This is a genomic window from Paenibacillus sp. 2KB_22, from assembly GCF_052115745.1.
Classification (GTDB): Bacteria; Bacillota; Bacilli; order Paenibacillales; family Paenibacillaceae; genus Paenibacillus.
Genome location: NZ_JBFRHG010000003.1, coordinates 501,790 through 527,036, shown reverse-complemented (window position 1 = coordinate 527,036; position 25,247 = coordinate 501,790). Strand labels below are relative to the sequence as shown.

Sequence of the window (25,247 nt, the reverse complement as noted above, 5' to 3'; positions counted from 1 at the left end):
TTCAACTTAACGAATCTCGAAGTGACTAATACGTACACCTGCCGACAGCACAATGTATACATCCTGCGCGCCTGATGCACCTGTGAGTTCTGTCTTCACGGTAGACCACCGCTGGGCTTCGCCTTGTACCAGTTCCACACGTCCTGCGAGTGTACCATCTGGTGAGCCGAGTCGCACTTCCAACACAGCACCAGCTTGTTCTGCGGAGACACGTGCTTCCATTGCTGCTGCCCCACTACCCAGATCGGCATCTTTGAAGGCAATCCATCCTTGCTCTCCAACGACACGGACAGCACTTCCGCCCTCTTTGCTCTCATCCAGGTCAACACCCAGGTAAGCATCATAATTCTCGGCACGGGTGGCGATACCCAAATTACGAGCAGGGATCGTCTCTCCTTCTACCGTCAGGTCTGCAACCAGCTGGACATCAGAGGATGACTTGGCAACCATGATGGAGTAAGTTCCACTTTCCACGACATACCGATCACGAGTTACATCCCAGATTGCCAGTTCCTGAACAGGCAAGGTGAAGCTGACTTTAGCTGTACCTCCCGCTTCAATATGAAGACGACGGAATCCTTTTAACGTTTTGAGTGGACGTTTCACGCGGGATTTGCCTGCACGAACGTACAACTGTACAACCTCGTCACTGGCAATTGAACTGGTATTGTTCACATCTACGGTTACCGTAACGTTGCCCTCTGTATGCACTTGAGCTGGGCTAAGTTCCAAATTACTGTATTTAAACGTTGCATACGTCAGACCATGTCCAAACGGATACAGTACATTGCCTTCAAAATATTGATATGTCCGACCGGATTGAATGATATCGTAATCCTTAATGTCAGTCAGTTGATCTGCCGATTGTACCCATGTCATGTTCAGACGGCCTGCCGGCGCATAGTCGCCATACAATACGTCAGCTACTGCGTTACCCAGTTCCTGTCCTGCGTGTGAAGTATATAATACCGCCGGGATGTTGTCCTGGACCCAGTTGGATGTGAACGGATAACTACCTACGATGACAACTACCGTGTTCGGGTTCGCGGCATAGACCGCTTCAACCAAACGTTGCTGGGATTCAGCCAGATCCAGACTTGGACGGTCAATCTCTTCTTTTCCATTGACAAGCGGATTATTACCTACAAAGACAATCGCCGTATCCGCAGCCTTGGCAGCTGTTACTGCTTCTTCGAGTCCATTCACAATCACATCTTGCTTGAACGTCTCTGTGGTACCGAAGGTCTTCAGATCTTCAGACACTGCGAATGCATCGTTCCCGCCATTAGGCGCAGTCACCGTTTTGCCATTCCATGTGGTTAGACCTACAGTGCCATCCTCTTGTGGTAACAGGTGAAATACTTCCTTCACGAACCAGCCATACACTTCATCTGCTGAAGCCGTTACGGTCTCTTCATCTGTCGTCAGATATTTCCCGTTGCTTTCTGCCTGCAAGGTATAACTTCCGAAGCCCCAGTCGGACACCATGAACGTCTCTGCTTCTCCCGATGCAATGATAGGTGATTTCTCACCTGCCGCCAGTCCAATCTTCTTCCCATTCGCCACGGAAGTTAACGTAATGCGGTCATTTCCATCCTGGAACACCACTTGCTCGCTGCCTACTTTGCCACGGATTGCTTCAAGTGGGGTTACGTTATACGGCATGGTGCCTGCATACCAGTCACGATAGACGGTTCCGCCCAATTGACCAATGACAGCCACTTTACCTGCCTTCGTTTTGTCCAGCGGGAGCGTGCCTTTGTCGTTTTTGAGCAATACCACTTGTTCTCTTGCGGCTCTGAGCGACAACTCTTTCGCTTTCTCTGTCATCATGGACTCTTCACCAATAGCAGCGTACGGGTTGCCTTCTTCCGGATCGAACTCTCCCAGACGGAAACGCACACGGAACGTATTAAACAACGCCTTGTCGATGTCATCCATCGTGAGTGTACCTTGTTCCAACCCTTCACGCAGCGCCTGTTTGGACAGCTCAGCATCATCGGTGATACTATCAATTCCTGCCTTTACGGACTCTACCGTACCCGGTGTGTGGGAATCATAGTATTTATGATCGTTCTTGATGCCCATTACGTCGCCTGCATCACTGACAATGAAACCATCCATGCCCCATTCGCCTTTAACAATCTCGTTTACAAAAGGATGCAACAACGCTGGCGTACCATTAATGGAGTTGTACGCAGTCATCATGGACTGTGCACCGCCTTCTTTGAACGGCTTCTCGAATGCTTTCAGATAATATTCACGCATGTTGCGCGGATCAATGCTGGACGAACCACTGCCACGATCGACTTCGTTATTATTCGCAAGAAAATGCTTCAACGTAGCTACCGCTTTGTAGTACTTCGGATGGTCGCCCTGAATTCCTTTGACCAATGCTGTCGTCAGCTCCGCTGTCAGTTCCGGATCTTCCCCATACGCCTCTTCATTCCGTCCCCAGCGCGGGTCACGTTCCATATCCACTGTAGGTGCCCACAGCGTAAGACCGTTCACTGCCGGATTGCGTTTATAAAATACACGTGCCTCGTCTCCGAGAACGGAGCCAATCTCCTTCATCAGATCGGCATCCCATGTGCATGCCAGCCCCACCGGTTGTGGGAAAGATGTTGCTTCTCCAAGCCAGGCCAGGCCGTGTGCTGCTTCTGTACCATGTTTGTATGCGGGCACACCCAGGCGGTCTACTGCTGGCTGATATTGCAGCATGGATTCAATTTTTTCATCTTCAGTCAAGCGGGATACAAGATCTTTCACGCGGGAATCTAACTCTAGTGCTGTATCTTGAAACGGATATTTCGTTTGGTTGGTAGTCATATGGAATCTCCTTTGGTATCGGTAATTAGGACGTGTCTCAAAACTCACTGAAGTTAAAATGATAGCGAATACATATCTCAAGAAAAAACGGGGGTTAATTCAGATGAATTTGTTCTTCCAATGGTTAGATTAATCCTTTTATAATCAACGTTCACAGGTGTATACCTCTATTTTTTTTCAAAACCTAAAACGGTTTCGGTAATCTTATCATATAGCATGTTTAACAAAAAAAACAGAGGTTCTGCGCAGGAAATTGTGAACATCTCCTCTGCAAAATCTGAACCGCACCGTTTTTTCCTGGCATAGTCTGGCAATCATGAATAAGAGTACAACGATGTGCGCTGAACGACAACCCATTCGATAGATTGAAGATAATCAAGGAGGAAAAGAAATGAGCGACAATCAGCAGCCCAAGACGGGTCTGCCCCCCGTCCCCGAATCACTGTGGCGTGCTACGCATGAATTCGATGCCTATCCTAAACTGACCGAAGATATCACCGCCGATGTAGCAATTATCGGTGCCGGTATTGCAGGGATTACCACCGCTTATCTGCTGGCGCAGACGGGTATGCGTGTGGTCGTACTGGAGGCTGGAAAAGTGTTGGATGGCACGACCGGTCATACCACTGCCAAGGTGTCTGCGCAGCACGGCGTCATATTTGATGAGATTATGCATCACTTCGGACAAGAACAGGCCCGTATGTATTACGAAGGCAATGCCGAAGCCGCCAAATGGATGCGCAATCTGGTGAAGGAAAAACAGATTGATTGCCAGTGGGCAGAGGAAGATGCCTACGTCTACATTCAATCGGAGGAAAACATCAAAAAACTGGAGATCGAGCTGACCGCCTATGGCAAACTCAATATTCCTGGCGAATGGGTAGACCCACTCCCTATTCCTGTTCCCGCCAGGGCAGGTATTCGCATGCCGGGTCAGGCACGCTTTGATCCGTTGGCCTACCTGCACTACTTGCTCGATTCCGCTGTGAAACAAGGGGTACAGATCTACGAGCATACGACAGTTACGGATGTAGAGGAAGATGCTTCACTGCATGTCAGAACTTATGGAGATGGCCCATCCGTAACAGCGGAACATATTATCGTGGCTTCTCATTTTCCCGTCTATGATCCCGGATTTTATTTCACACGATTACACGCCGAGCGATCCTACGCCGTATTAGTCGAACCGGAAAAAACATATGCTGGTGGCATGTACATCTCGGATGATACACCGTACCGATCTCTGCGTACTGTCCTTCATGAGGGAAAAGAACTCATTCTCTTCGGGGGAGAAAATCACAAAACCGGACAAGGCATCTGTACCTTCGGTCATTATGAACGCCTGGAGCAGTTCGCGGCGGAGACATTTGGCATTCGCAACATTCCATATCGCTGGTCAGCCCAGGATCTGATCTCCATTGACAAGGTGCCTTACATTGGACCGATTACCGGAAGACATGAACGTGTCTACGTGGCGACCGGTTTTGCCAAATGGGGAATGACGACTGGCACAATGGCCGGACACCTTCTCGCAGATCGCATCACCGGACGTGACAATCCTCATGCCGCTGTATTCGATCCGGCAAGATTCAAAGCTGATCCTGGCATGAAGCACTTTATTGTGGAAAATGTGAATGTAGCTAAGGAATTGATCTCCGGTAAAGTAGGTATTGTGCACAAAAGCGTTAGCGATATTGGCGAAGATGAAGGAGCTGTCGTTCGTCATAATGGTAAACGGGCTGGCGCCTACAAGGACACCAGTGGCAAGCTGTTTCTGGTGGATACCACCTGCACTCATCTGGGGTGCGAAGTCGAATGGAACAAAGGCGAGCGTTCATGGGATTGCCCATGCCATGGTTCCCGCTTCAATTATGCAGGCCATGTGATTGAGGGCCCTGCTGTGGAAGACCTTAAAGTTCTGGATGCACAGGATTAACCAACATGTAGTGATTAATGTGTAAATAGAAGAAATAAAAGTTCATCTCACAGACCGGATCGGAATCCGCCTCCAGACGGAAGCAACCGATCCGGTTTTTGCGTATGCTGAATTATAGCTAAACAGACAGCTTCAGCTGAGCATCAGTATTAATCCAACTTATTATTGATGAATCGTGATACGGAACTATTTTAAAGTCACTACCTTGCATTAAACAGTACCGAAATGCTATGATAACTTCACCACTACTGAACAATATACACTAGCGATAAATGAAGCTATTAAGGAGGAACCTGTGTGAATGTGAACATCCAGTTCAAAAAAGGAGTATTGGAGCTGTGCGTCCTGGTATTAATTAACCGCCAGGATCGGTATGGCTACGAACTGGCTCAGGCGGTCTCCAAACATATCGAAGTTGCTGAGGGCGCACTGTATCCCTTGCTTCGCCGGCTTGTAAATGACGGTTACTGCACCACCTATCTGCAAGAATCAAGCGAAGGACCGCCGCGTAAGTATTACCGACTGTCCGATACAGGTCGCGACTATATGACGGCACTGACGACAGAGTGGAATGAATTTGTGCGCAATGTCGCAAATCTGATTGAGGAAGGAACTCATAATGAATAGACAACAATTTATGCAGGCCATGGAAATTCATCTACGGCCGATGGAACCGCAGGAACGGGCCGAATTGCTCGCAGATTATGATCAACATTTCGAGCTTGGACTCAGAGAAGGCAGGTTGGAAGAAGAGATCGCTCGGGAACTGGGACAGCCGGAAGAGATCGCGAAGGAAGCACTCGGTGATCGTTATGACATGCATACGCCGGGTTCAGATGCATTCTATGCACCGACGTATCGCGAAATGCGATCCCCCAGAAACAGCACGAGAGCCACTCGCAACTTCTTCACAGCCGTTGGCCTGTTATTCCTGAATCTGATGCTTGGCATTCCACTTGGTCTTACTCTATGGTCAGTATGGCTTACGCTCGCGAGCCTTTCCTTGCTGGTATTGGCTCCTGTGGCAGCAGTTGTGGACTTCGTATTCCTTGGCCAACTCGATAAAGCAGAGATTTTCGTTGCGATTGGTGCATTCGGTGTCGGCATTTGTTTTACCATTGCATCCAAGTACGTTTTTAGAGGCTTCAAAAATATCACTCTTCAATACATTCAATGGAATAAAAACACGATGAAAGGAGATGTTTCCGCATGAGCACCAAGAAATGGCTTGCGCTCGCCGTGATATGTATCGGAATAGGTTTGCTCGGAACATCCATCTATGGCGTTCAGTTCGGGGATGAACGAGAGCATTATTCCAAACGATGGGATTTCAAAGCGGATGAATTGCAGAACATTATCATGAATGCTAATTTCAGTGCAGATATTGAATTTGTTGTAAGCCCGGATTCGAATGGTTATATCGAAGTGGATGGAAAATGGGATACTGCCGTAGTCAAAAGCTTCGAACAAGCCACTTTATCCAACGGCACATTCCATCTGTCTCAGACAGAACGTGAACGATTGCAATTTTTCACCCTGTATTGGAATGATCAAGACTCCACAATAACCGTTGCCCTGCCTGAAGGACACCAGTTAAATGAGGTTAAGCTGGACTCCTCTTCAAGTGACTGGGATCTGACAGGTCTAAATGCCAAACAGCTTGAGCTGAATAATACCTCAGGTTCCATACGTCTGGAAAACATCAAGGCGCCCAATATTGAATTGGTTCTAACTTCTGGCGACATTAACGCTTCCATGATTGATGGAGACATAACCGTGAAACAGACATCCGGAAGCTTCACGGCAGATCAGATTGCCGGTCATGTAAACAGTAAGATTGAATCAGGAGATATTGAGATCACTGAATTAAATGGTGCGGCCGATGTTCAATTCACTTCGGGAAGCATTCATATTGAACAGTCCCATTCCGCCCCGATTAATGCGTCTGGAACATCAGGAGATATTTTCATTCAAGCTGCACCTGATTTCGACGGAATTTACGACGCTAAAGCTACTTCCGGAAGTGTCGATGTACCTGAATCCCCAATGGTGAGCCGGGAAGTGATCAAAGCCCGTACTTCTTCAGGTAGCATTGAGATTACCAAATAGATTACCAAATAGCGACGAAGCAAATTTCCGAACTGTGGGTAATATAGTATAATCAAATGCCAGTCCAATTCTAAGGAGGAATTACCCACATGGAACTTAAAAATAAAACAGCTATCATCACAGGTGCCGGTAAAGGCATCGGTCGTGCCATCGCTGAAGCACTTGCCAAGGAAGGAGTGCACATCGGCCTTATCGCTCGCACCGCTTCCGATCTTCAGGCTCTTCAGCAGTCTCTTAGTCAAGAATACGGTGTGAAAGTAACCAGTGCTGTAGCAGATATCTCGGATCGCACACAGGCGGAAGCCGCTGTAGCAGCCATTGAGATGGAACTCGGTGCAGTGGATATTCTGATCAATAATGCAGGTATCGCAAGCTTCGGCACACTGCTGGATATGGAGCCAGAAGAGTGGGAACGCATTCTGCATGTTAACGTTATGGGTACATATTACGTCACACGCGCTGTCCTTCCAAGCATGATCAAGGAAAGTAGCGGCAGTATCATCAATATTGCTTCCACTGCAGGTGAGCGCGGATTCGCTACAGGTTCGGCTTACTGTGCATCCAAGTTTGCGCTACTCGGCATGACCGAATCTCTGATGCAGGAAGTGCGCAAGTCCAACATTCGTGTGACCGCACTGACACCAAGCACAGTTAATACGGAGCTTGCGACCATTGCCGGACTTAAAATTGGCGACGAAGATCGCATGATGCAAGCGGAAGATGTAGCTGAACTTGCACTCGCAACGCTCAAGCTGTCTGACCGTGTCTTCGTTAAAGCAGCAGGCATCTGGACGACGAATCCACAATAGACAGTGTGCTTCTGACCTTTCCAACGAATCTCTCACACCTTATTGTGCTCTTTTGCAGGAAATGAGAAACGTAACGAATCTCAGCGACGTTACTTCGCCAGAAGTATGTGTAATGTAGCCAAATTACACACACAGCAGTGAAATAAAGCGTCTGAGATTCGTTACATCCCAATGTCTGCTTAAAATCATCTAATAAGGCTCACTCAGTTCGTTAGAAATATTAAAAAGGACGTCTCCCATTGTACATGTATGCATGTTCGCATGTTCATGACTAGGGAGTCGTCCTTTTTTTATTCTACAAATGATCCAAACCCAATTCCTTGGACACCGCTATGAGCACCACGGCAGGCTCCTCACCGATATTGGTCACTTCATGAGGCACAATCGCATTCCAGGTGAACGAATCACCCACTTCAAGAACTTCCACATCTTCGCATTGCTCCGCCCGAATCTTGCCCTGCAACACCAGATGACTTTCTTCCCCCGCATGTTTGCTAACCCCTGTCGATGCTCCTGGAGGCAATTCTACAATGGACATGCGCATGGCACCTTTGGCGGTAAGGTGCTGCACTTTGATCTGTCCACTTCCGGCCGTCGTTTCCTTGCGTTCGTTTTTGCGTACCACGTTCATCCGTTGCTCCGGTGTCAACAGCAAATAAGGAAGTGGCACTTCCAGATAATCCGCAATACTTTCAAGCGTAGCAATGGAAGGGGACGTTTTGTTATTTTCTACGTTGCTGATAAAACCTTTGGACAAACCGGTTCCCTCACACATCTGCATGATCGTAATCTGTTTCTGCTTGCGGATCGTACGAATAGCCAAGCCAATATCCATATCGCGTCCCTCCCCTTCTGTTGATCTTCTTCAGGTTATTTATTCGGCGCGTGACTCAACAAATATAATTCGGTTGCCACACGGATCAGTCACGGTCATTTCTCTTGAATTCCAAGGTGTCTCCTCAATACCGGGTCTGGAATATGTGTACTTTTGCAAAATAAGCTTATCCCGTAATGCATCCAGATTGTATGTCTCCACGCGCAAGGCAGCACCAGGTGTACAATCTCCATGATGTTCGGACAGATGAATCACGATGGAATCGAGCGAAACCTGCATGTACAAGGGCATATCCGGTTCGAATCGATGTTCCCAATCCAATTGGAACCCCAGGTATTCAAGGTAGAATTCTTTAGCCTTTTTTTCATCAAACATCCTTAGAATAGGCACGATACTCTTCAACATCCTGATCACGTCCTTGGGAATAAATTATGAACCATACGCAGCGACACTTTTTTAGAGCCATTCAAGATTTCTTATAAACAACATATATTCATCATACAAAAAAAGTATTGACCCTACAATCAAACCATGATAAATTTTTTTTCATAAATAAGAATATTTATTTCATATTAGTGAACTTCGTCATGCGGCATCAGAACAATATATGTAACTCATTCCTCATCAGGTGGTGTTTTCAATGAATTCTCCTTATATACATGAAGTCCGATTACCATCCCATTACAATTCTGATCAGCGTTATCCTGTCATCTTCGCCTTACATGGCATGGGATCAGATGAGCAAGATATGCTTCGTTTGATGGAGCCACTACAATCTGATTTTATTATCGTCGCCATCCGTGGGCCTATCGTTCAGGGTAGTGGTTATGCTTATTTTCAGATCAAAAGCATTGGCAATCCCATCCGCGAATTGTATGATGCCTCCGTGCTGGGACTGCAACAGTTAATTGTTGATCTGTCCGCCAAATATGCAATTGATCCCACGCGGCGTTATATTGCCGGATTCAGCCAGGGCGCCATTATGGCAATGACCCTATCGCTAATCATGGGAGATGCCATTAAAGGCATTGTAGCCATGAGTGGGTACATCCCGCAATTTGTGAAAGACGAGTACAAACTGCAACCCGATGCGGAGCTGTCCGTGTTTATCTCGCATGGGGATCAGGATCATCTATTCCCGCTGCAACTGGGCGAAGATAACGCCAATTTCTTCCGTCAACATACCCATCACGTCACATATGTACCTTACAACGGTGGGCATCAAGTGACCCCCGATCTATATCAACAATTCCAACAATGGCTTCGGGCGGATGCACATCTGACTACCGAAGACCTGAACGAAGACCCGAAAGGACTGAATTCATAATGATGCCATCCCTGTTTATTGCTCACGGTGCCCCATCACTGGCACTGGAGGAGAATGCGTACACCGAATTTTTGCAGAAACTCGGACAGGAACTGCCAAAACCCAAAGCAATCGTATTGTTCTCTGCTCACTGGGAATCCACAACTCAGCTTGTATCCTCGGTAGCCAATTACGAAACCATCTATGATTTTGGCGGTTTCCAGCCCGAGCTGTATCAGATCAAGTATCCGGCTCAAGGAAAGGCAGAAACCACTGTCGAAGTAGAGCGGTTATTGCAAAAAGCCGGGATTCCGGTACAAACGGATGATGTTCGTGGCCTGGATCATGGTGCATGGGTCGTTCTGCGCCTGCTCTACCCGGATGCGGATATTCCCGTAATTGCCTTGTCTGTGAATCGCTATCTAACAGGTGAACAGCAATATCAGGTCGGACAGGCACTCGCTTCCTTGCGTGAGCAAGACATTCTCGTCATTGGCAGCGGCGGAACCGTTCACAATCTGCGTCGATTGAACTGGGAAAGTAACGGCGTTGACCCGTGGGCATCAGAGTTCGACAACTGGCTACATGACAAGCTGGTGAGTTGGGATACGGAGTCTCTCTTCTCCTATGATAAACTGGCACCTTCAGCTCAAGCGGCCGTGCCTACCCCGGAGCATTTTGTACCGCTGTTACTCGCCATGGGTGCAGGTGATCAGAACAAGCGGGCATCCCTCCTGTTCAAAGCCTATCAGTATGGCAACCTGAGCTTGTCCTGTTGGAAGTTTGATTAAAGAGGACGATGTAAAAAGCTAGTTTCATTTATATGGTTGATAAATAAGTAAGCGTGGTTTACAGGGATTGCCCCTGTAAACCACGCTTTATTTGTTGTTAGGAGCGACTTTCATGAAGGTTGTACATCATCGATTGGGATTGAGCCAGGTGTGCTGAGTATGCAACCACCGCATTTGAATAATGAGACCATTGTAGTATGTAAGCAAGGACTCCGGTTTCTTGTGTGCTTTTTCGGATTATAACTATAATATGGTGAAATCAGGCACAGTTTGCTCGCATAACACTCATCATATTATCTGAATAGTTCATAGGGAGGGAATTGCATGTCAGAACAGCGTATATATGAATTGATGGATGAACTGGATATGTTGCTGGAGGAGAAGGTACAAGATGAGGAAAACCGGGAGCTCTTGGAGGCATATCGCCAGTTTGAAGGTGTGACAGATGAGCAGCTCGATGCATTCGAGCGGGAACATGGCATTCGTTTACCTGCTGATTTTCGTGCGTTTTATAAATGTAAAGATGGGAGCGGTTATGGCTTTCACGTCTTGTATCCAAGCCTTGAGGACGGACGGGAAACTGAGCCATTTTATCTATTGTCCTTGGAAAGGATTCAAAAGGGGCAATCCACGCTGGTGGAGAACCGTATGGATGATTATTTTACCGAAGAAGAGATCGGAGAACTTGATCCCCGAATCAAACCCTACCTTTTTCAGAAAAAATGGGTTACGTTTGGCATGCTCGGAGGTGGATCACTGTACCTGATGTTCGACTTTGATCCGACAGAAGAAGGTTCATACGGGCAAATTATTATGTACATACATGATCCAGATTTTGTATATTACGTGGCTGGGACATTTACGGAACTGTTGGAACAGTCCAATCGGAATCTACGTGCCTTGGAGGCCATTGAGTACTAAGGAAGTGTAAATTACTCCAGCTGTAATCTCTTCACTTCCTATGGATCACATGAATCCATGATGATATGACCTTTTTTGCATAATGCTGGGATATGTCAAAGCGGTTATAATAACATTTAGTGGAAATGCACAACCTATGTAGATGAGGACTACCTTTTCTACACATTACATTGATCTGGGAGGAACATACGAAGTGGCTGAACAACCAAAGTCTGAGAGCTTTATGTCTCTCGTCAAAAAGGGGAACACCTCCTCCGCCGTTGCGATGGCAGGTAATGCTGTACTTGCCGTGTGCAAAGGGGGAGCTTTCCTATTCAGTGGCAGTGGTGCCATGTTCGCTTCGGCGATGCATTCGCTCGCTGATGCCATTAACCAAGGGTTTGTATTTGTCGGAAGTGTGTTGTCCGAGAAAAAACCTACACGCCGCTTCCCGACCGGATTCGGACGGGTCATTAACATTTTCTGCATGATCGCCGTGATTGTCGTGACGATTATGGCGTATGAAACGATCCATGAAGGCATCCATCTGTTGCAGCATCCTGTTGGTCATACCGGCGGTCTCTGGATTAATATCGGAGTACTTGTTCTGAACATTGTCATTGACGGGGCCATTCTGATCAAAGCCATGAAGGAAATCTTAAAAGAAGCACGGGCACCCAAAGCCGCCGGATTTGCCTTGGTCCCTGCTGCGATCAAAAATGTAGGCCGTGCTGCGCCACCAACCCGTCTCGTATTCTACGAAGATGTTGTAGCAGTACTCGGTGCGACACTCGCCTTGATCTCCGTTGTAGTCATTGCATTGACCAATTTTGCTTTGCTTGATGGTATTGTGACGACGATTATTGGATGTCTGATGATCGCTGTAGCCTTCCGGGTTGGTTACGATAATATGATCGGATTAATTGGTGTTGCGGCTCCGCAGGATATTGAGGACAAAGTATCCCAGACCATTCTGGCAGACACACACGTTGCCGATATTCAGATGATGCGTATCATTCAGGAAGGCCGTTATTATCATGTGGAAGGTCTGATTGAGTTGACCAAAGGACTCAGCCTGGCGGATGCGGATGACATCAAGTTCCGTATTCAGGAGAAACTGATGACGAACCCCGACATCGCCGACGCAGCCATCTCCATCATTGAGGATGACGGTGTGAACAGCTGGGGCAAGAAACATTCGGATGTGGTGAAATAACAGGCTACATTCAGGATAAAAAGAATGACAGAACCCACTCTTCAACAGAGTGGGTTTTTAGTATGTTCAACGATAGGCTCATCTTCAGAAAGATAAAAAGATAATTTCCCTGAAATGCTTACCTAGACTTTGGTCTAGGTTCACTTTAACTCCAAAGACCGAGGATCAACTTTTCCACTTCATGGTATGCTGTGAGCAACGAAAGTAATTGCTCTACATACGACCGTTCGGAAATTGATCTTGTATTGAGAAGGAGAGATATTATGGCTAAACGTACGATCCTTGCGCCTGTTCTCATTTTGTTGGGCGTGTACCTGATTCTGAACCAGGGAGGTTCACTCGGTCCGGGTACGATCTTTGCGACCTTCTGGCCCACGTTATTCGTGATTCCACTAGGACTGTTCTTTCACTGGCTCTACTTCTCCATGATTGGCAGAGGGGTTGGACTGCTGGTTCCCGGTGGATTGTTGCTCACTGTTGGTATTGTCTGTCAGATCGCTATGCTGTTTAACAACTGGGGTACGATGTGGCCGGGCTTCATTCTGGCTGTAGCTGTGGGTTTGTTTGAATTGTATTGGTTCGGTAGTCGGAACAAATGGTTGCTAATCCCCATCAACATTCTGACGGTGATATCGCTATTGTTCTTCGCCGTGATGTCGATTGGCACGATGCTGAGCAGTTTGAGCTTTATCCAGCCGTTCGTGGCGATTGTGCTGATTATGGGTGGGGCGTGGATCATGGTGGGTCGCAAAAAGCGCATGTAACCCTTTATTCGTTTCCACTTGATCACTGCGGTGACAGAACAACTTCGGATCGCTGTTATCCCCGGATTTTTTTGATTCCCCTTTACAATGGGAAAATCCGGTGATAAAGGCGAACGCTCCGCTTCCTTCGTTTGTTCTGTCCCCTCCGTTAACGTGTGCACGAAAAAAAACATATCCTACGCTATTGCTCTGAAGCAGGTAATAAAAAAGGGTTGCAGCTCGTCATTCAATTGAAATGACGAGCTGCATCCCTTTTTTCTTTTTTGCAAATCTAACGAACTGTACACACGCTATTGGCGGTTATTTGCTATGCATTTTAAACTCCAGGAACAGGTCATTGTAATGCGAGAGCATTTTTTTGCCCAGATTATCGTAGACCTCCAGCTTGCCTGTCAGTGTCTCGTCTGGATAGAAGCGCTCATCCTCCGAGATGTCTTCTGGCAGCAGCTTAAGCGCCTCGGCGTTCGGCGTGGAATACCCGACATACTCCGCATTGCGAGCAGCATGATCCGGGTCCAGCATGAAGTTGATAAATTGGTGTGCCCCTTCAATATTACTCGCCGTCTTCGGAATAACCATGTTATCGAACCAGAGGTTCGAACCTTCTTCCGGCACCATATAATCCAGCTTATCGTTCTCATCCATAATCTCGGATGCATCCCCGGACCATACAAGTCCAACCGCCGCTTCCTCGTTCGCAAGCAGCATCTTGATCTCGTCTCCGACAATTGCTCTGACGTTCGGTGTCAATGTAGACAGCTTCTTCAGCGCTTCTTGCAAATGGTCTTCGTTGGTATCGTTCAGGGAATACCCGAGACTGTTTAATCCCATCCCTATGACTTCGCGTGCGCCATCAAGGAGCAGGATTTGATTTTTCAGACGCGGGTCCCACAGGTCATTCCAGCTATCAAATGTCAATCCATCCACCAGTTCGGGATTATATACAATCCCCACCGTGCCCCAGAAATACGGAATGGAGTACTTGTTGCCTTCATCAAAGGACAAGTCCATGAACCGCGGATCGATGTTGTCCAGATGGGTTAATTTGCTATGATCGAGTGGCACGAGCAGGTCTTCTTCTTTCATTTTGCTAATCGCATATTCGGAAGGAATCGCTACATCAAACGTAGTACCGCCCTGCTCAATCTTAGTCAGCATAGCTTCATTGGAGTCAAACGTCTGATAGATGACTTTAATACCTGTCTCATCCTCAAACTCCTTGAGCAGATCAGGGTCGATATAATCGCCCCAGTTATAGATGGTTAGTGTATTGCCGCCAGAATACCCCTGACTCTTGTTCAGATACGAAGCCGTGATCATCAGGGCAAAGGCGGCCACAAAAACAAGCGCAAATGTCCGTACTAGTTGCTTCATGGACGCAGCCCCTTTCCTCCAGGTGGTATCCGTGTTGCGCGGCGGTTAATGAAGTAATATCCAACCACCAGCAGCACCGTGAGCAGGAATAACAGGGTAGACAACGCATTGATGGACAACGAAACGCCCTGCCTTGCTCTGGAGTATATCTCTACCGAGAGCGTGGAGTAACCATTACCCGTGACAAAGAATGTTACTGCAAAATCATCGAGCGAGTACGTCAAGGCCATGAAGAATCCGGCAAAAATACCGGGTTTCACGTATGGCAGTACCACACGCGTCAGAATCTGCCATGAACCAGCGCCCAGATCACGCGCCGCATCCATCAGTGTTGGGCTCATCTCCTGTAGCTTCGGCAGTACCATGATTACGACAATCGGCACACTGAATGCAATATGAGACAGCAGGACCGAAGTGAAGCCCAGTTTGATGCCAATCATGGTGAAGAGAATCAGGAATGACGCACCAATGATGACATCGGGACTCACAATCAACACGTTATTAAGTGACAGCAGCGTATTCTTCGTCCGTTTGCGACGCACATGGTAGATCGCCAGTGCTCCTGCTACACCAAGGATCGTTGAGATCGCTGATGACAGGAGTGCAATGATAAATGTATTCAGCACAATGATGAGCAGCCGTGTATCGGCGAACACCTCTTTGTACCATTCGAGCGTGAATCCTTCGAAGCTGCGCATGTGACCGCCGCTGTTGAAGGAATAGAAGATCAGATACGCAATCGGTGCGTACAGAATGGCGAATACAACGGCCAGATAGACGTTAGACAGCTTTCCGTTTCTTCCCATTACGCACCTCCTTCTTGCCTGATCCGGTCAGGAACATAATAATCGCCATCGCAATAATCAAAAAGACGGCAATCGTTGACCCCATCCCCCAGTCCTGAGTGACGAGAAAATGCTGTTCAATCGCTGTTCCCAGCGTAATTACACGGTTTCCCGCAATAAGACGGGTAATCATGAACAGGGACAGCGCAGGAATAAATACAGCCTGACAGCCTGATTTCACACCGCTAATCGTCAGCGGAAAGATCACCCGGCGGAATGTCAGCCACGATGAAGCCCCCAGATCACGCGCCGCGTAGATCAACGATGGATTCATCTCTTCCAGCGCATTGAAGATCGGCAGAATCATGAATGGAATGAAGATGTACACCGAGACAAAGATAAAACTGAAGTCGGTGAACAAAATCTGCTGTGTGCCAATACCCACCACTTCAAGCAGGGAGTTGGTCAGACCGTACGTTCCAAACAGACCGATGAAGGCGTACGCTTTTAACAAGAGATTGATCCAGCTTGGCAGAATGATCAGCAGCAACCACAGCTGCTTGTGCTTCGTCCGGGTCAGCATATACGCCGTTGGATACGAGATGAGCAGTGAGAACGCCGTAATCAGAAATGCATACCAGAACGAACTGAGCGTCATCTGCAAGTACACCGGTGTAAAGAACCGAGCGTAGTTGCCAAACGTGAAGTTACCCTCCACATCGAAGAATGAATAATAGATGACCAGCAGAACCGGCGCCACAACGAACAACACCATCCATAATACATATGGAATCAGATACGCATTGCGTGTGCTGGCCTTAGTCTGCATGAGCGGCCTCTTGATAAGCTTCGAGTCGTTTGTCGAACTCTTCTTCAGTCTCGTTAAAGCGCATGACGTGCACAGCTTCCGGGTCAAAATAGAGTCCAATCCGCGCGCCGACAACGGCTTTCTTCGTTGAATGAACAAGCCACTCGTTGCCCGCATCATCATATGTGGATATTTCGTAATGCACCCCGCGGAATAACTGGGAGTCCACATTGACCTTGAGCTTGCCCTGTTCTTCCGTTGTAATCTCCAGATCCTCTGGGCGAATGACAATCTCTACCGGCTCGTCCGGCTGGAGACCCTGATCGACACACTCGTGCTGTGCGCCAGCGAATTCCACCACAAAGTCCTGCTTCATTCTGCCCGATACAATGTTCGATTCCCCAATAAAGTCCGCCACAAAACGGTTAATCGGCTCATCATAGATATCGTTCGGTGTACCGCTCTGTTGAATCACGCCGCCGTTGAGAACAAAAATTTCATCCGACATCGCCAAGGCCTCTTCTTGATCATGCGTCACAAAGATAAACGTGATACCCAGTCGCTGCTGCAGCTCCCGCAATTCATACTGCATCTCGGTCCGCAGCTTCAGATCGAGTGCAGACAAAGGCTCGTCCAATAACAGGATTTCAGGCTCGTTCACAATCGCGCGTGCAATCGCAACACGCTGCCGCTGTCCGCCGGACATTTCGCCAATTTCACGGTTCTCATAACCGGACAGATTGACGAACTTGAGGGCTTCCAACACTTTGCTGCGAATTTCAGCCGTTTTCATCTTTTTGATCCGTAAACCAAAAGCCACGTTCTCAAATACATTCAGATGTGGAAATAACGCGTAATCCTGAAATACGGTATTCACCTGCCGCTGGTGGGCAGGCACCCGGTTGATGAGCGCACCATTAAAATAAATACTGCCCTGAGTCGGCTCCGCAAAACCGGCAATCAGCCGCAATATCGTTGTTTTTCCGCAGCCCGATGGGCCAAGAAGCGTATAAAATTTACCCCGCTCAATCTCAAAGCTGACTGCCTTCAATACGGCTTCATCCTGATCGTATTGCTGAGTCACCGCTTCGAAGCGGATAATCGGTTGTTGTTCTGACATGCTTCACATCGCCCCCTTATACTTGAGGTACCTCTTCATTCTGTACACTTTCGTTCATGCATCCTTATAGATAACCCATCTATTATATATGATTCAGGTATAACCGCAATGGTTTTGATGTAAACACCACGTGTCATTTCTTCTTATTTTCAAAAATCCTGCATACATTACGGGTATATGTCGATATCTACGCATTCCTTTGGGAAGTGAAGCACATTTGGGATGCCATTATATGGTGAGAGGAGTCTTGGCTCTTGGATATTCGTCGTAACCTGCCCTTGCTGATGACCATTTGTTTTCTGAGTCAGATGGGCGGATTCATGATCCTGCCTCTGTTCCCTTTGTTTATTGAGGAATTCGGCCTGTCTGGCTGGATGATGGGGGTTATTTTTGCGCTTTTCTATGTGGGAAAAGTGATTGGTGGCATTCCTGCTGCGGCAATTTATAAGAAACTCGGGGGTAAACGAGCTCTCATCTTCATGCTGGTACTGCTCGCTGTCTGCATGGGTGGCTTCGCGGCGTCTTCTGCTGCGGTGTTATTCGGCCTGCTTCGACTGCTGCAAGGGCTGGCTTCCACCGGACTTACCGTGGTCGTGCGTTCCATCATCGGAGATGGGGGCAATGTAGACAACCGCGGCCTGTACAATGGATATATCAGCAGCAGTGAGGGTGGTGGAATGGTGCTCGGTCCGGTTATAAGTGGCTGGCTCGCGCTGCACTGGCCTCTGTCGGTTCCTTTTCTGCTTGTTACGTTATGTTGTCTGATGGCTGTGGTCGCTGCGATGGGAATGAAGACGACGGCGCCAGCTAGAGCTAATCATGAATCTGGGGAGACGTTGAACGATCCTCCATTAGAAGAACCTTACGCTGTCGTCAAGCAAGAACCTCTGGACAACTCAACACACTCGGTGCTGCACACGGATGTAGTTGAAGAATTCACTACAAGTGACTCCCACCCGCATACTACTATGACTGCTCCCCCTTTACCTTCAACAACATCTGATGCACTGCATACGCAAGGTACGGATATCTCCCAATCCAATCAAGATCCCGACTCAACATCGATTGGCCCAACTACAGAGCTCACTCAGCGTCAACAGCTTCTCGGCTACGGTACAGTACATTTTCTGGAGATGAGCGCCTATGCGGTATTCCTCACCTATTTTGCACTGTATGCAGCTCACATCATGCATTGGGACCCCTTTGCAACCAGTCTCGCCTTCACCGTATCCGGGATTTCTACGCTTGCCGCTGCTCCCTTTGTCGGTTATCTCTCTGACCGGTTAGGCGATCGTCTGTTGCTATGTATGCTCGGCATGTTCCTGATTGGAATCGAAGTTGTTGTATTTCTAAGCACGTCCTCCCATCTATGGGTCTACGTTGGTATGCTGATTGGAGGGGTTGGCGGGGCATGTTACATGGATTCGTTCTTTGCTCATATCGGTGATCATATCCCCGATGAGAGTCGAAGCTCCGTCATAGGCAAAATTGTCTCTGCGGCTGAGATCGGCTCCATTATATCCCCACTGGTTGCAGCACTGCTTATGGAAGTTGGATCGCTTTACTCCGTGTTTGTGTTCAATCTGGTGCTGATTGCTGCTGCCATTGTAGTTCAGGCTGTGATGCGGAGTCAGTACAGGACAAGACGACTGTAAATGCAAAAGGGAGATGTCCCACAAGTCATGAACATGACGGAGGACACCCCTTCATTGGCATAATTATTTTCCTAACAATGTTGCGATGTGCACTGCATTTTCTTGGATTTTACTTTTTAAGTAAGGGTCAGTCCTGTCAGGTAATTCGGTTGGTTTGTAAAACTTTGCTTCAAGAACTTCCACCCCATCTGGCTTCAATTCTCCCTCATACTCGGTGCAAACATAACCAATGACCACATTGTAGTATTCATGCCCATTTCTTAATTTCGTATATAACTCTTTTCCTGAGAAGACGCCATACAGATGAAGTTTCTTAATCTCTATCCCAATCTCTTCTCTGACCTCTCGTATTGCAGACTCTTCCACCGATTCGCCGAGCTCCATAAATCCACCCGGTACTCCCCAAGTGTCATCCAGATGTCGAACCAACAAAATCTCACCTGTCTTGTTCAAGATCAATATACTCGGTCTCACCAGAATAACAGGAGCATTGCCAACCATTCCTCGCAACGTTTCAATGTAACCCATGGATTGTTCCCTCCCTTATGTGAAGCCATGACCTCATTATAGGCATGTTATATATTTCCATATAGAGAAAGAATCTTCTTCGTTTTTTCCTATTTTAAAGCCCTTACTTTGAAAAAAGGATCGCAAAAAATAACCCGTCTGCACAATCTAATGTGCAAACGGGCATTTCATTGGTGCATCTTCGGCCTGTGGCTGGGGATTCTCTACATGTGCATTCTGCTGCTCACTGCTTCGCAGTTCTGCGGCAGATGCCACGCCATCTTTCAGCGTATACGCCTGATCCTGATGGAAAAAGTTCGGCTTCACAATCTCATTGCGATAGGAGCTGTGGAAAATATGCGTTGTCGCCGGGGACACTGGCGGAATCAGCCACACCCAATCCCCGGTCAGCTCACGCCCAGCCTTCTCTTCCCGCTGTTCAAACATAGCAAATTGCGCTGCCGCCGTGTGGTGATCCACAATGCTCACGCCTGCTTTCTTAAACGAATGCAGCACAGCTACATTTAGCTCCACCAACGCCCGGTCCTTCCACAAAGTTGTTTCACTTGACGTATTCAATCCACATGCCGCCGCCACCGCAGGCAGCTTGTTATACCGGAACGTGTCCGCCAGATTACGGGCGCCAATCTCCGTACCCATATACCAACCATTAAACGGCGCAGCTGGGTAAGATATACCGCCAATCTCCAGACGCATATCGGCGATCATCGGCACACCATACCAACGCATACCCAGCTCAGCAATCTCCTTCTGCTCCGGGTGCTCAATCATCACTTCCACAATCTCTTCTTCAGGTATTACATACCACTCTGGCGCTTGTCCTTGTACCTGAATAATGAGTGGTAACACATCATAAGAGCCACCTGCTCCTTGCCAGCCAAGGGACATGGCCGCCTTGGTCAACTCCACGGAAGCAGGATCTCCAATAATACCTTGCTCTGTCTCATATCCTGCATAACGAATAAGCTGATGATTCCAGACACGTACCGGAGCTCCATTTGGTCCATCCGGTGGAAGGATCGTAATCATCGGAATGACTTTGCCTCCGTTGGATGCCACATGAATATGATTCAACACAGCATCCGCTGCCGTTCCTGCCGTATCGGCATGACGAGCATCCACAATCCGTAATTTATCCCAGAACAGCCGCCCGATGCAACGGTTGCTGTTCCGCCAGGCCATTTTGCAACCTTGCTCCAATTCTTCTGTGGTATGCACATAGGTACCTGTTGCTTCGATCTCGCCCATAACGGCAACAAGCCGGGCCTGCGCGTCTTCACGCGAATGGCCCAGCTCTTCATAACATGTATATATAAACCGTTCAGCTTCTTCCTGCAATTGTTCCAGGTCTGACCGCATCATTCATTCCACCATTCTGTACATCTTGGATGCCATCATTATACGGCAAGCGCACCGGATTTGTAAGCGAACGGATACTTTGTTCACGGACTCTACATATCGTTGTCAGGATGAAGGGTAACCTTGCTTATTTGCCCAGAAATGCGTTTAACATCCAGACCTCTTTATCCAGCGCAGCGGTGAATCCAATTAACATATCTTCCGTTGCGTTATCTTCTGCTTCTCCCGCTTCGTGAATGCCTTGATGAATCACTTCTACCATTGTACGCAGATCAGCAACCACCGACTCTACCATACGCTCAGCAGACAACTGGCCTTGTGCCTCTTCAATTGGAGACAGACGCAGTTGTTCAGCCATTGTAGCCACCGGACGTCCACCAATAGCCAGCAAACGTTCTGCAACTTCGTCCATATTCGCCGTAGCCAAGTTGTACAACTCTTCGAATTTGGCATGCAGTGTGAAGAAATGAGGTCCTTGGACATACCAGTGGAAGTTATGCAGTTTCGTGTACAATACTGACCAACCTGCGATCTGACGGTTCAAGACATCTTGAAGTGCTGTGGCATTGTTAGCAAAAGTGTTGTTTCTAGTTTGGATTGTGCTCATGGAATTTATCCCCTCTCGAATATAAAAATAGAATTTAAATGATTGTTATGGCGTTGCTTTGATTCATCATTTTAATTTAGACTTAATCTAAATCTTGTTATAATTATAGCACCGCATTTACGGTTTGGGAAGGCTTTTGCACTGTCTTGTGAATGAAGATTCCATGAAGTACAACTTCATAGAAACGTCGGCACAGGCGTTAACCGAAATGAGAGGTGTAAACAAACTATTCCTCAACGATTGGAGCTATGATAGACTCATCTGATTGGGTTTCCATATTTTTTTGGAGTAGGATGATACCATCATAAGGAACGTTGCCATTGTAGGAAGTTAACTTAGTCACGATTGCGGAGGTAAACATGAGGATATTTCAATTTAAACAAGAGTCAGGTAAGAAGATTACCAAATTCGATTCTAATTTCGTCATGTCACGTATTACGCAGACCGACAAAACAACTCATATCGGATGTATGCACTTGCCTGAGGGTGGAGTAATCGGTTATCACCAAGCAGTGGTTCCGCAACTCCTTTTGATCGTTAATGGAGAGGGTTGGGTTAGAGGCGAAGCAAATGAATACATCAAAGTTCATTGTGGCGAAGCGGTTCTGGGGGATAAACATGAATGGCACGAAACCAAAACAGAAACTGGACTCATGGCCATTGTAATTGAAAGCGAAGAGTTAGACGTCTAATTATTAATGCCTTTATAGAAGGTATAACGTAAGAAATGAAGTCTTCTTTAACACCAAAAAGCAGACCTGCACCTAAAACGGTAACAGGACTGCTCCTTTCAACATATATCTCCTTAAACTCGAACAAGCTCAAAAGTTAGAATACGATTGATCTCTTCATAGCTCGATGCTATAAAATGAGGCTGATGATCGGACTCCGGCAGCGCCTCCCGATGGTTGAACCAGATAACCTTCCAGCCTGCATCCACTGCACCTACCACATCATTACGCCACGAGTCTCCGATGTAATAGCTAGAACGCGCATCAGTCCCGGACTGCTTACTCACATATTCAAACAATCTGCGATCCGGTTTCGCATAACCAGTCGTACCGGAGATGAAAATCAGATGCTCGTCCACGAGACTGAGCACATCCAGTGCTTCAAGCTTGCGGCGCTGATGCTCTCCTTCTCCATTGGTGATTAGTCCAACGGTATGGCCCTCTGCCTGAAGCCTTCTAATTAACTCATATGCTCCTTCAAAAGGCACAATCTCAAACTGTCTGCTCAGATACTGAGCTTGCAGTTCTTCAGCCTGACCCGATTCTAGAGGGAGTCCAAACTCCTCCATCGTCAACTCAAACCTCCGACGGCGCATTCGCTCGACCGCATCCGGCTCCGGTACAGCAGACAGATCTTCTTGTGCAGACAGCCAGTCACTGTAATAACGAAAACGGTGATATGCCTCAGCATAAGGGAAGTCATCCGGCAAGCCGAGAACGTCTTGCAACGCGCCACGAAGCGGCTGCAAGTGATCATATAAGGTATCATCCAAGTCGAAAAATATGGTTTTAGCATTATTTATTTCATTCATAATCGTTGTCTATCCTCCTGCTTTGAGTCCAAACATTCTCTTCTTACTATATATGTATTCATTTGTTCCGTCCAAAAGTGGATTTCTTGCAGCCCTCTCCAAGTTAATCCATAGCTAAAAACCTCTGTCTGGCAAAGAAGCATTAAACACTCATTCTTATACATAAAAACACCCCATTTCACAACTCATGGTCATGAAATGGGGTGACACTATTTTTTTATAAAACTTATTCTAAAATCAACGAGACAACCTTACCTGCATTCACATCAATCAGGCCATGGTCCGTGATCTTCAGAGCCGGACTTACTGCAAGAGAGTGAGTACTGATCGACATGATCGGGTTATAGTGCACATAACCAAGAGACAACATGGCTGCGCGCAGTTCCTTCACTTGATGGGACACCACTGCGAGTGGTTCTTCCGTCAGAATGCCACCTACGGGAAGTTCCAGATGGGACAGCACCTTGCCGTCTTCTACCACGCAGAAGCCACCCTGGCTCGAAATTACGGTGTTAGCTGCCAATATCATATCTTCGCGATTACGTCCTACAACCAGCAGGTTGTGATTGTCATGTGAATATGTCGTTGCAATGGCGCCACGCTTGATGGTGTCTCCACCGATCAGACCATGTGCTCGATTGCCGTTCACACCATAACGTTCAAAGGTCGCGATCTGGGCATATCCGCTTTCTTCCCATAACAATTCGCCATCCGAAGACTGAATCGGTGCAATATGTTCTTCCACAAAAGTAGAACCATCCTTCACCATCATGACACGGCATTGGTACTCACCTTCACCCGCGAGATCAACACCTGGTCCACTGACTTTCGGGTCGGACAACTGAATTGCAAAATCTGCTACGCCCAGTTTCTCCAACTGAACACTCTTATAGAAGTGAGGCGGGAATTGCCCGATGATCCGTTCCTGCTTATACGGTTCGTAATCGTCATAAGCTTTGCGGCCATTTTTGTACACCTGATCAATGGAGAGATCATCCAAGTTGGATACCAACACATAATCGGCCACTTTGCCTGGGGCAATGCTGCCACGATCGGTCATTTTCATACGGGAAGCAGGGGTAGACGTTGCTGCGTAGATCGCATCTTCCGGACGCATCCCCATCTGAATCGCCTTGCGTACGATATGATCCAGATGACCACGCTCCACCAGTGAATCCGGCATCACATCATCCGTTACGAAGCAGAAATGCTGTGCCACATCATGTTGAATCAGATACTCCATGACCTCAGACGTCATCGATTTCTCCTGGATTTCAATAAACATGCCTGCTGCAATCCGCGCCTGTAATCCCTCAATGCTCTGATGGGTATGATCGGAATCAATACCTGCGTAGATCAGTCGATGCAGATCGAGTCCAAGCAGTTTCGGTGTATGACCTTCAATCACCAGATCAGGATAGTTTTTGCGGATATGCTGTAAAATCTGGTTGGTCTTGCACTCCGGATCACGGATGACATCGACATAGTTCATAATCTCACCCAGACAGATAATCTCGCCAGTGGCGAGCAGCACGTCCATATCTTCGATTTCAATCGAACCACCTGTCGTCTCCATCGGGGTTGCCGGAACGGAACTTGGGATCGCATAGAACATGTCCACCGTCGTCTCCCGACTCGCAGCCATCATCTCTTGCACCCCTTCGAGCCCGAACACATTCGCCATCTCATGCGGTTCTGCGACAATGGACGTTACCCCACAGCCAATCAGACCATGGGAAAAGGTTTCTGGTGTCACCATCGTACTTTCAATATGCAGATGGATATCGATCAAACCAGGAATCATGTATCTTCCTCGTGCATCAATGACTTCGTCTGCCTGAAACATCTCCGGTCCACCGGGTCCAACATATAGGAATCTGCCATCCAACACAGCAGCGACGTTGTTCATTTCAAACCGTTTATAATAACTGTTATACACATGTACATTCACAATCAGTTGATCTGCACGCATG

General features: G+C 47.5%; 24 protein-coding genes. 12 read left to right on the top strand and 12 right to left on the bottom strand.

From position 1 onward, the window contains the following. Positions 1-6: 6 nt before the first annotated feature. Positions 7-2,829, bottom strand: a complete 2,823-nt coding sequence (locus AB4111_RS21200) for a glycoside hydrolase family 3 C-terminal domain-containing protein (RefSeq protein WP_442033109.1) — start codon at positions 2,827-2,829, stop codon at positions 7-9. A gap of 391 nt (positions 2,830-3,220) precedes the next feature. On the opposite strand from AB4111_RS21200, the gene AB4111_RS21195 reads away from it, so the two are divergent. The 5 genes from AB4111_RS21195 to AB4111_RS21175 all read left to right on the top strand — a co-directional run bounded on the left by AB4111_RS21195 (position 3,221) and on the right by AB4111_RS21175 (position 7,683). After that, positions 3,221-4,765 (top strand): FAD-dependent oxidoreductase, encoded by a 1,545-nt coding sequence (locus tag AB4111_RS21195; RefSeq protein ID WP_442033108.1) that lies wholly within the window; start codon positions 3,221-3,223, stop codon positions 4,763-4,765. Between the two features lie 297 nt (positions 4,766-5,062). Next, positions 5,063-5,392 (top strand): PadR family transcriptional regulator, encoded by a 330-nt coding sequence (locus AB4111_RS21190; protein WP_253441539.1) that lies wholly within the window; start codon positions 5,063-5,065, stop codon positions 5,390-5,392. Beyond that, on the top strand, positions 5,385-5,978 hold the full coding sequence (locus tag AB4111_RS21185; RefSeq protein WP_442033107.1) for a DUF1700 domain-containing protein: 594 nt from the start codon (positions 5,385-5,387) through the stop codon (positions 5,976-5,978). The genes AB4111_RS21190 and AB4111_RS21185 overlap by 8 nt, the downstream gene beginning before the upstream one ends. Then, positions 5,975-6,874 (top strand): DUF4097 family beta strand repeat-containing protein, encoded by a 900-nt coding sequence (locus tag AB4111_RS21180; RefSeq protein WP_442033106.1) that lies wholly within the window; start codon positions 5,975-5,977, stop codon positions 6,872-6,874. The genes AB4111_RS21185 and AB4111_RS21180 overlap by 4 nt, the downstream gene beginning before the upstream one ends. Before the next feature lie 89 nt (positions 6,875-6,963). Continuing rightward, positions 6,964-7,683 carry a 3-ketoacyl-ACP reductase gene (locus AB4111_RS21175; protein WP_442033105.1) on the top strand — a complete coding sequence of 240 codons (720 nt, stop codon included), beginning with the start codon at positions 6,964-6,966 and terminating at the stop codon, positions 7,681-7,683. Between the two features lie 295 nt (positions 7,684-7,978). Here the strand turns inward: AB4111_RS21175 and AB4111_RS21170 are convergent, their stop codons facing one another. Together AB4111_RS21170 and AB4111_RS21165 are read right to left on the bottom strand one after the other, a co-directional pair. Continuing rightward, on the bottom strand, positions 7,979-8,518 hold the full coding sequence (locus AB4111_RS21170; protein WP_339243225.1) for a helix-turn-helix domain-containing protein: 540 nt from the start codon (positions 8,516-8,518) through the stop codon (positions 7,979-7,981). Between the two features lie 39 nt (positions 8,519-8,557). Continuing rightward, positions 8,558-8,923, bottom strand: coding sequence for a glyoxalase superfamily protein (locus tag AB4111_RS21165; RefSeq protein ID WP_442033104.1), 366 nt, complete (start codon positions 8,921-8,923; stop codon positions 8,558-8,560). 235 nt (positions 8,924-9,158) lie between these two features. Between AB4111_RS21165 and AB4111_RS21160 the strand changes: the two genes are divergently transcribed. From AB4111_RS21160 to AB4111_RS21140, 5 genes are all read left to right on the top strand, one after another. Beyond that, positions 9,159-9,845, top strand: coding sequence for an alpha/beta hydrolase (locus AB4111_RS21160; protein ID WP_442033103.1), 687 nt, complete (start codon positions 9,159-9,161; stop codon positions 9,843-9,845). Continuing rightward, positions 9,845-10,615 (top strand): DODA-type extradiol aromatic ring-opening family dioxygenase, encoded by a 771-nt coding sequence (locus tag AB4111_RS21155; protein WP_442033102.1) that lies wholly within the window; start codon positions 9,845-9,847, stop codon positions 10,613-10,615. Before AB4111_RS21160 ends, AB4111_RS21155 begins: the two co-directional genes overlap by 1 nt. A gap of 324 nt (positions 10,616-10,939) precedes the next feature. Further along, entirely contained in the window at positions 10,940-11,536 is a 597-nt protein-coding gene (locus AB4111_RS21150; protein ID WP_442033101.1) for an SMI1/KNR4 family protein, read from the top strand. Between the two features lie 193 nt (positions 11,537-11,729). After that, on the top strand, positions 11,730-12,731 hold the full coding sequence (locus AB4111_RS21145; protein WP_091036009.1) for a cation diffusion facilitator family transporter: 1,002 nt from the start codon (positions 11,730-11,732) through the stop codon (positions 12,729-12,731). A 263-nt stretch (positions 12,732-12,994) separates the two neighbouring features. Further along, positions 12,995-13,495 (top strand): hypothetical protein, encoded by a 501-nt coding sequence (locus AB4111_RS21140; protein ID WP_442033100.1) that lies wholly within the window; start codon positions 12,995-12,997, stop codon positions 13,493-13,495. Between the two features lie 300 nt (positions 13,496-13,795). Here AB4111_RS21140 and AB4111_RS21135 read toward each other — a convergent pair whose 3' ends face one another. The 4 genes from AB4111_RS21135 to AB4111_RS21120 are packed head-to-tail and all read right to left on the bottom strand — an operon-like array spanning position 13,796 to position 17,582. After that, on the bottom strand, positions 13,796-14,869 hold the full coding sequence (locus AB4111_RS21135; RefSeq protein WP_442033099.1) for an ABC transporter substrate-binding protein: 1,074 nt from the start codon (positions 14,867-14,869) through the stop codon (positions 13,796-13,798). Then, positions 14,866-15,675, bottom strand: coding sequence for an ABC transporter permease (locus AB4111_RS21130; RefSeq protein ID WP_036612847.1), 810 nt, complete (start codon positions 15,673-15,675; stop codon positions 14,866-14,868). The genes AB4111_RS21135 and AB4111_RS21130 overlap by 4 nt, the downstream gene beginning before the upstream one ends. Further along, the gene (locus AB4111_RS21125) at positions 15,650-16,483 is read right to left on the bottom strand and encodes an ABC transporter permease (RefSeq protein WP_017691799.1); all 834 of its coding nucleotides are present in this window, start codon (positions 16,481-16,483) and stop codon (positions 15,650-15,652) included. The genes AB4111_RS21130 and AB4111_RS21125 overlap by 26 nt, the downstream gene beginning before the upstream one ends. Beyond that, positions 16,473-17,582, bottom strand: a complete 1,110-nt coding sequence (locus AB4111_RS21120; protein ID WP_124116634.1) for an ABC transporter ATP-binding protein — start codon at positions 17,580-17,582, stop codon at positions 16,473-16,475. Before AB4111_RS21120 ends, AB4111_RS21125 begins: the two co-directional genes overlap by 11 nt. A gap of 254 nt (positions 17,583-17,836) precedes the next feature. Between AB4111_RS21120 and AB4111_RS21115 the strand changes: the two genes are divergently transcribed. Continuing rightward, entirely contained in the window at positions 17,837-19,237 is a 1,401-nt protein-coding gene (locus AB4111_RS21115; protein WP_442033098.1) for an MFS transporter, read from the top strand. 63 nt (positions 19,238-19,300) lie between these two features. Here the strand turns inward: AB4111_RS21115 and AB4111_RS21110 are convergent, their stop codons facing one another. The 3 genes from AB4111_RS21110 to AB4111_RS21100 all read right to left on the bottom strand — a co-directional run bounded on the left by AB4111_RS21110 (position 19,301) and on the right by AB4111_RS21100 (position 21,731). Then, positions 19,301-19,765 (bottom strand): NUDIX hydrolase, encoded by a 465-nt coding sequence (locus AB4111_RS21110; protein ID WP_339305127.1) that lies wholly within the window; start codon positions 19,763-19,765, stop codon positions 19,301-19,303. A 147-nt stretch (positions 19,766-19,912) separates the two neighbouring features. Then, the gene (locus AB4111_RS21105; RefSeq protein WP_442033294.1) at positions 19,913-21,124 is read right to left on the bottom strand and encodes a nitric oxide synthase oxygenase; all 1,212 of its coding nucleotides are present in this window, start codon (positions 21,122-21,124) and stop codon (positions 19,913-19,915) included. Between the two features lie 127 nt (positions 21,125-21,251). Further along, positions 21,252-21,731 (bottom strand): Dps family protein, encoded by a 480-nt coding sequence (locus AB4111_RS21100; protein ID WP_091012708.1) that lies wholly within the window; start codon positions 21,729-21,731, stop codon positions 21,252-21,254. 359 nt (positions 21,732-22,090) lie between these two features. Here AB4111_RS21100 and AB4111_RS21095 point away from each other — a divergent pair, with 359 nt between their 5' ends. Continuing rightward, positions 22,091-22,423 carry a cupin gene (locus AB4111_RS21095; protein ID WP_442033097.1) on the top strand — a complete coding sequence of 111 codons (333 nt, stop codon included), beginning with the start codon at positions 22,091-22,093 and terminating at the stop codon, positions 22,421-22,423. Between the two features lie 113 nt (positions 22,424-22,536). On the opposite strand, the gene AB4111_RS21090 is transcribed toward AB4111_RS21095, so the two are convergent. Both AB4111_RS21090 and AB4111_RS21085 read right to left on the bottom strand, forming a co-directional pair. Beyond that, positions 22,537-23,274 carry an HAD family hydrolase gene (locus AB4111_RS21090; RefSeq protein WP_442033096.1) on the bottom strand — a complete coding sequence of 246 codons (738 nt, stop codon included), beginning with the start codon at positions 23,272-23,274 and terminating at the stop codon, positions 22,537-22,539. Between the two features lie 226 nt (positions 23,275-23,500). After that, the gene (locus AB4111_RS21085; RefSeq protein WP_442033095.1) at positions 23,501-25,246 is read right to left on the bottom strand and encodes an adenine deaminase C-terminal domain-containing protein; all 1,746 of its coding nucleotides are present in this window, start codon (positions 25,244-25,246) and stop codon (positions 23,501-23,503) included. Position 25,247: the final 1 nt, after the last annotated feature.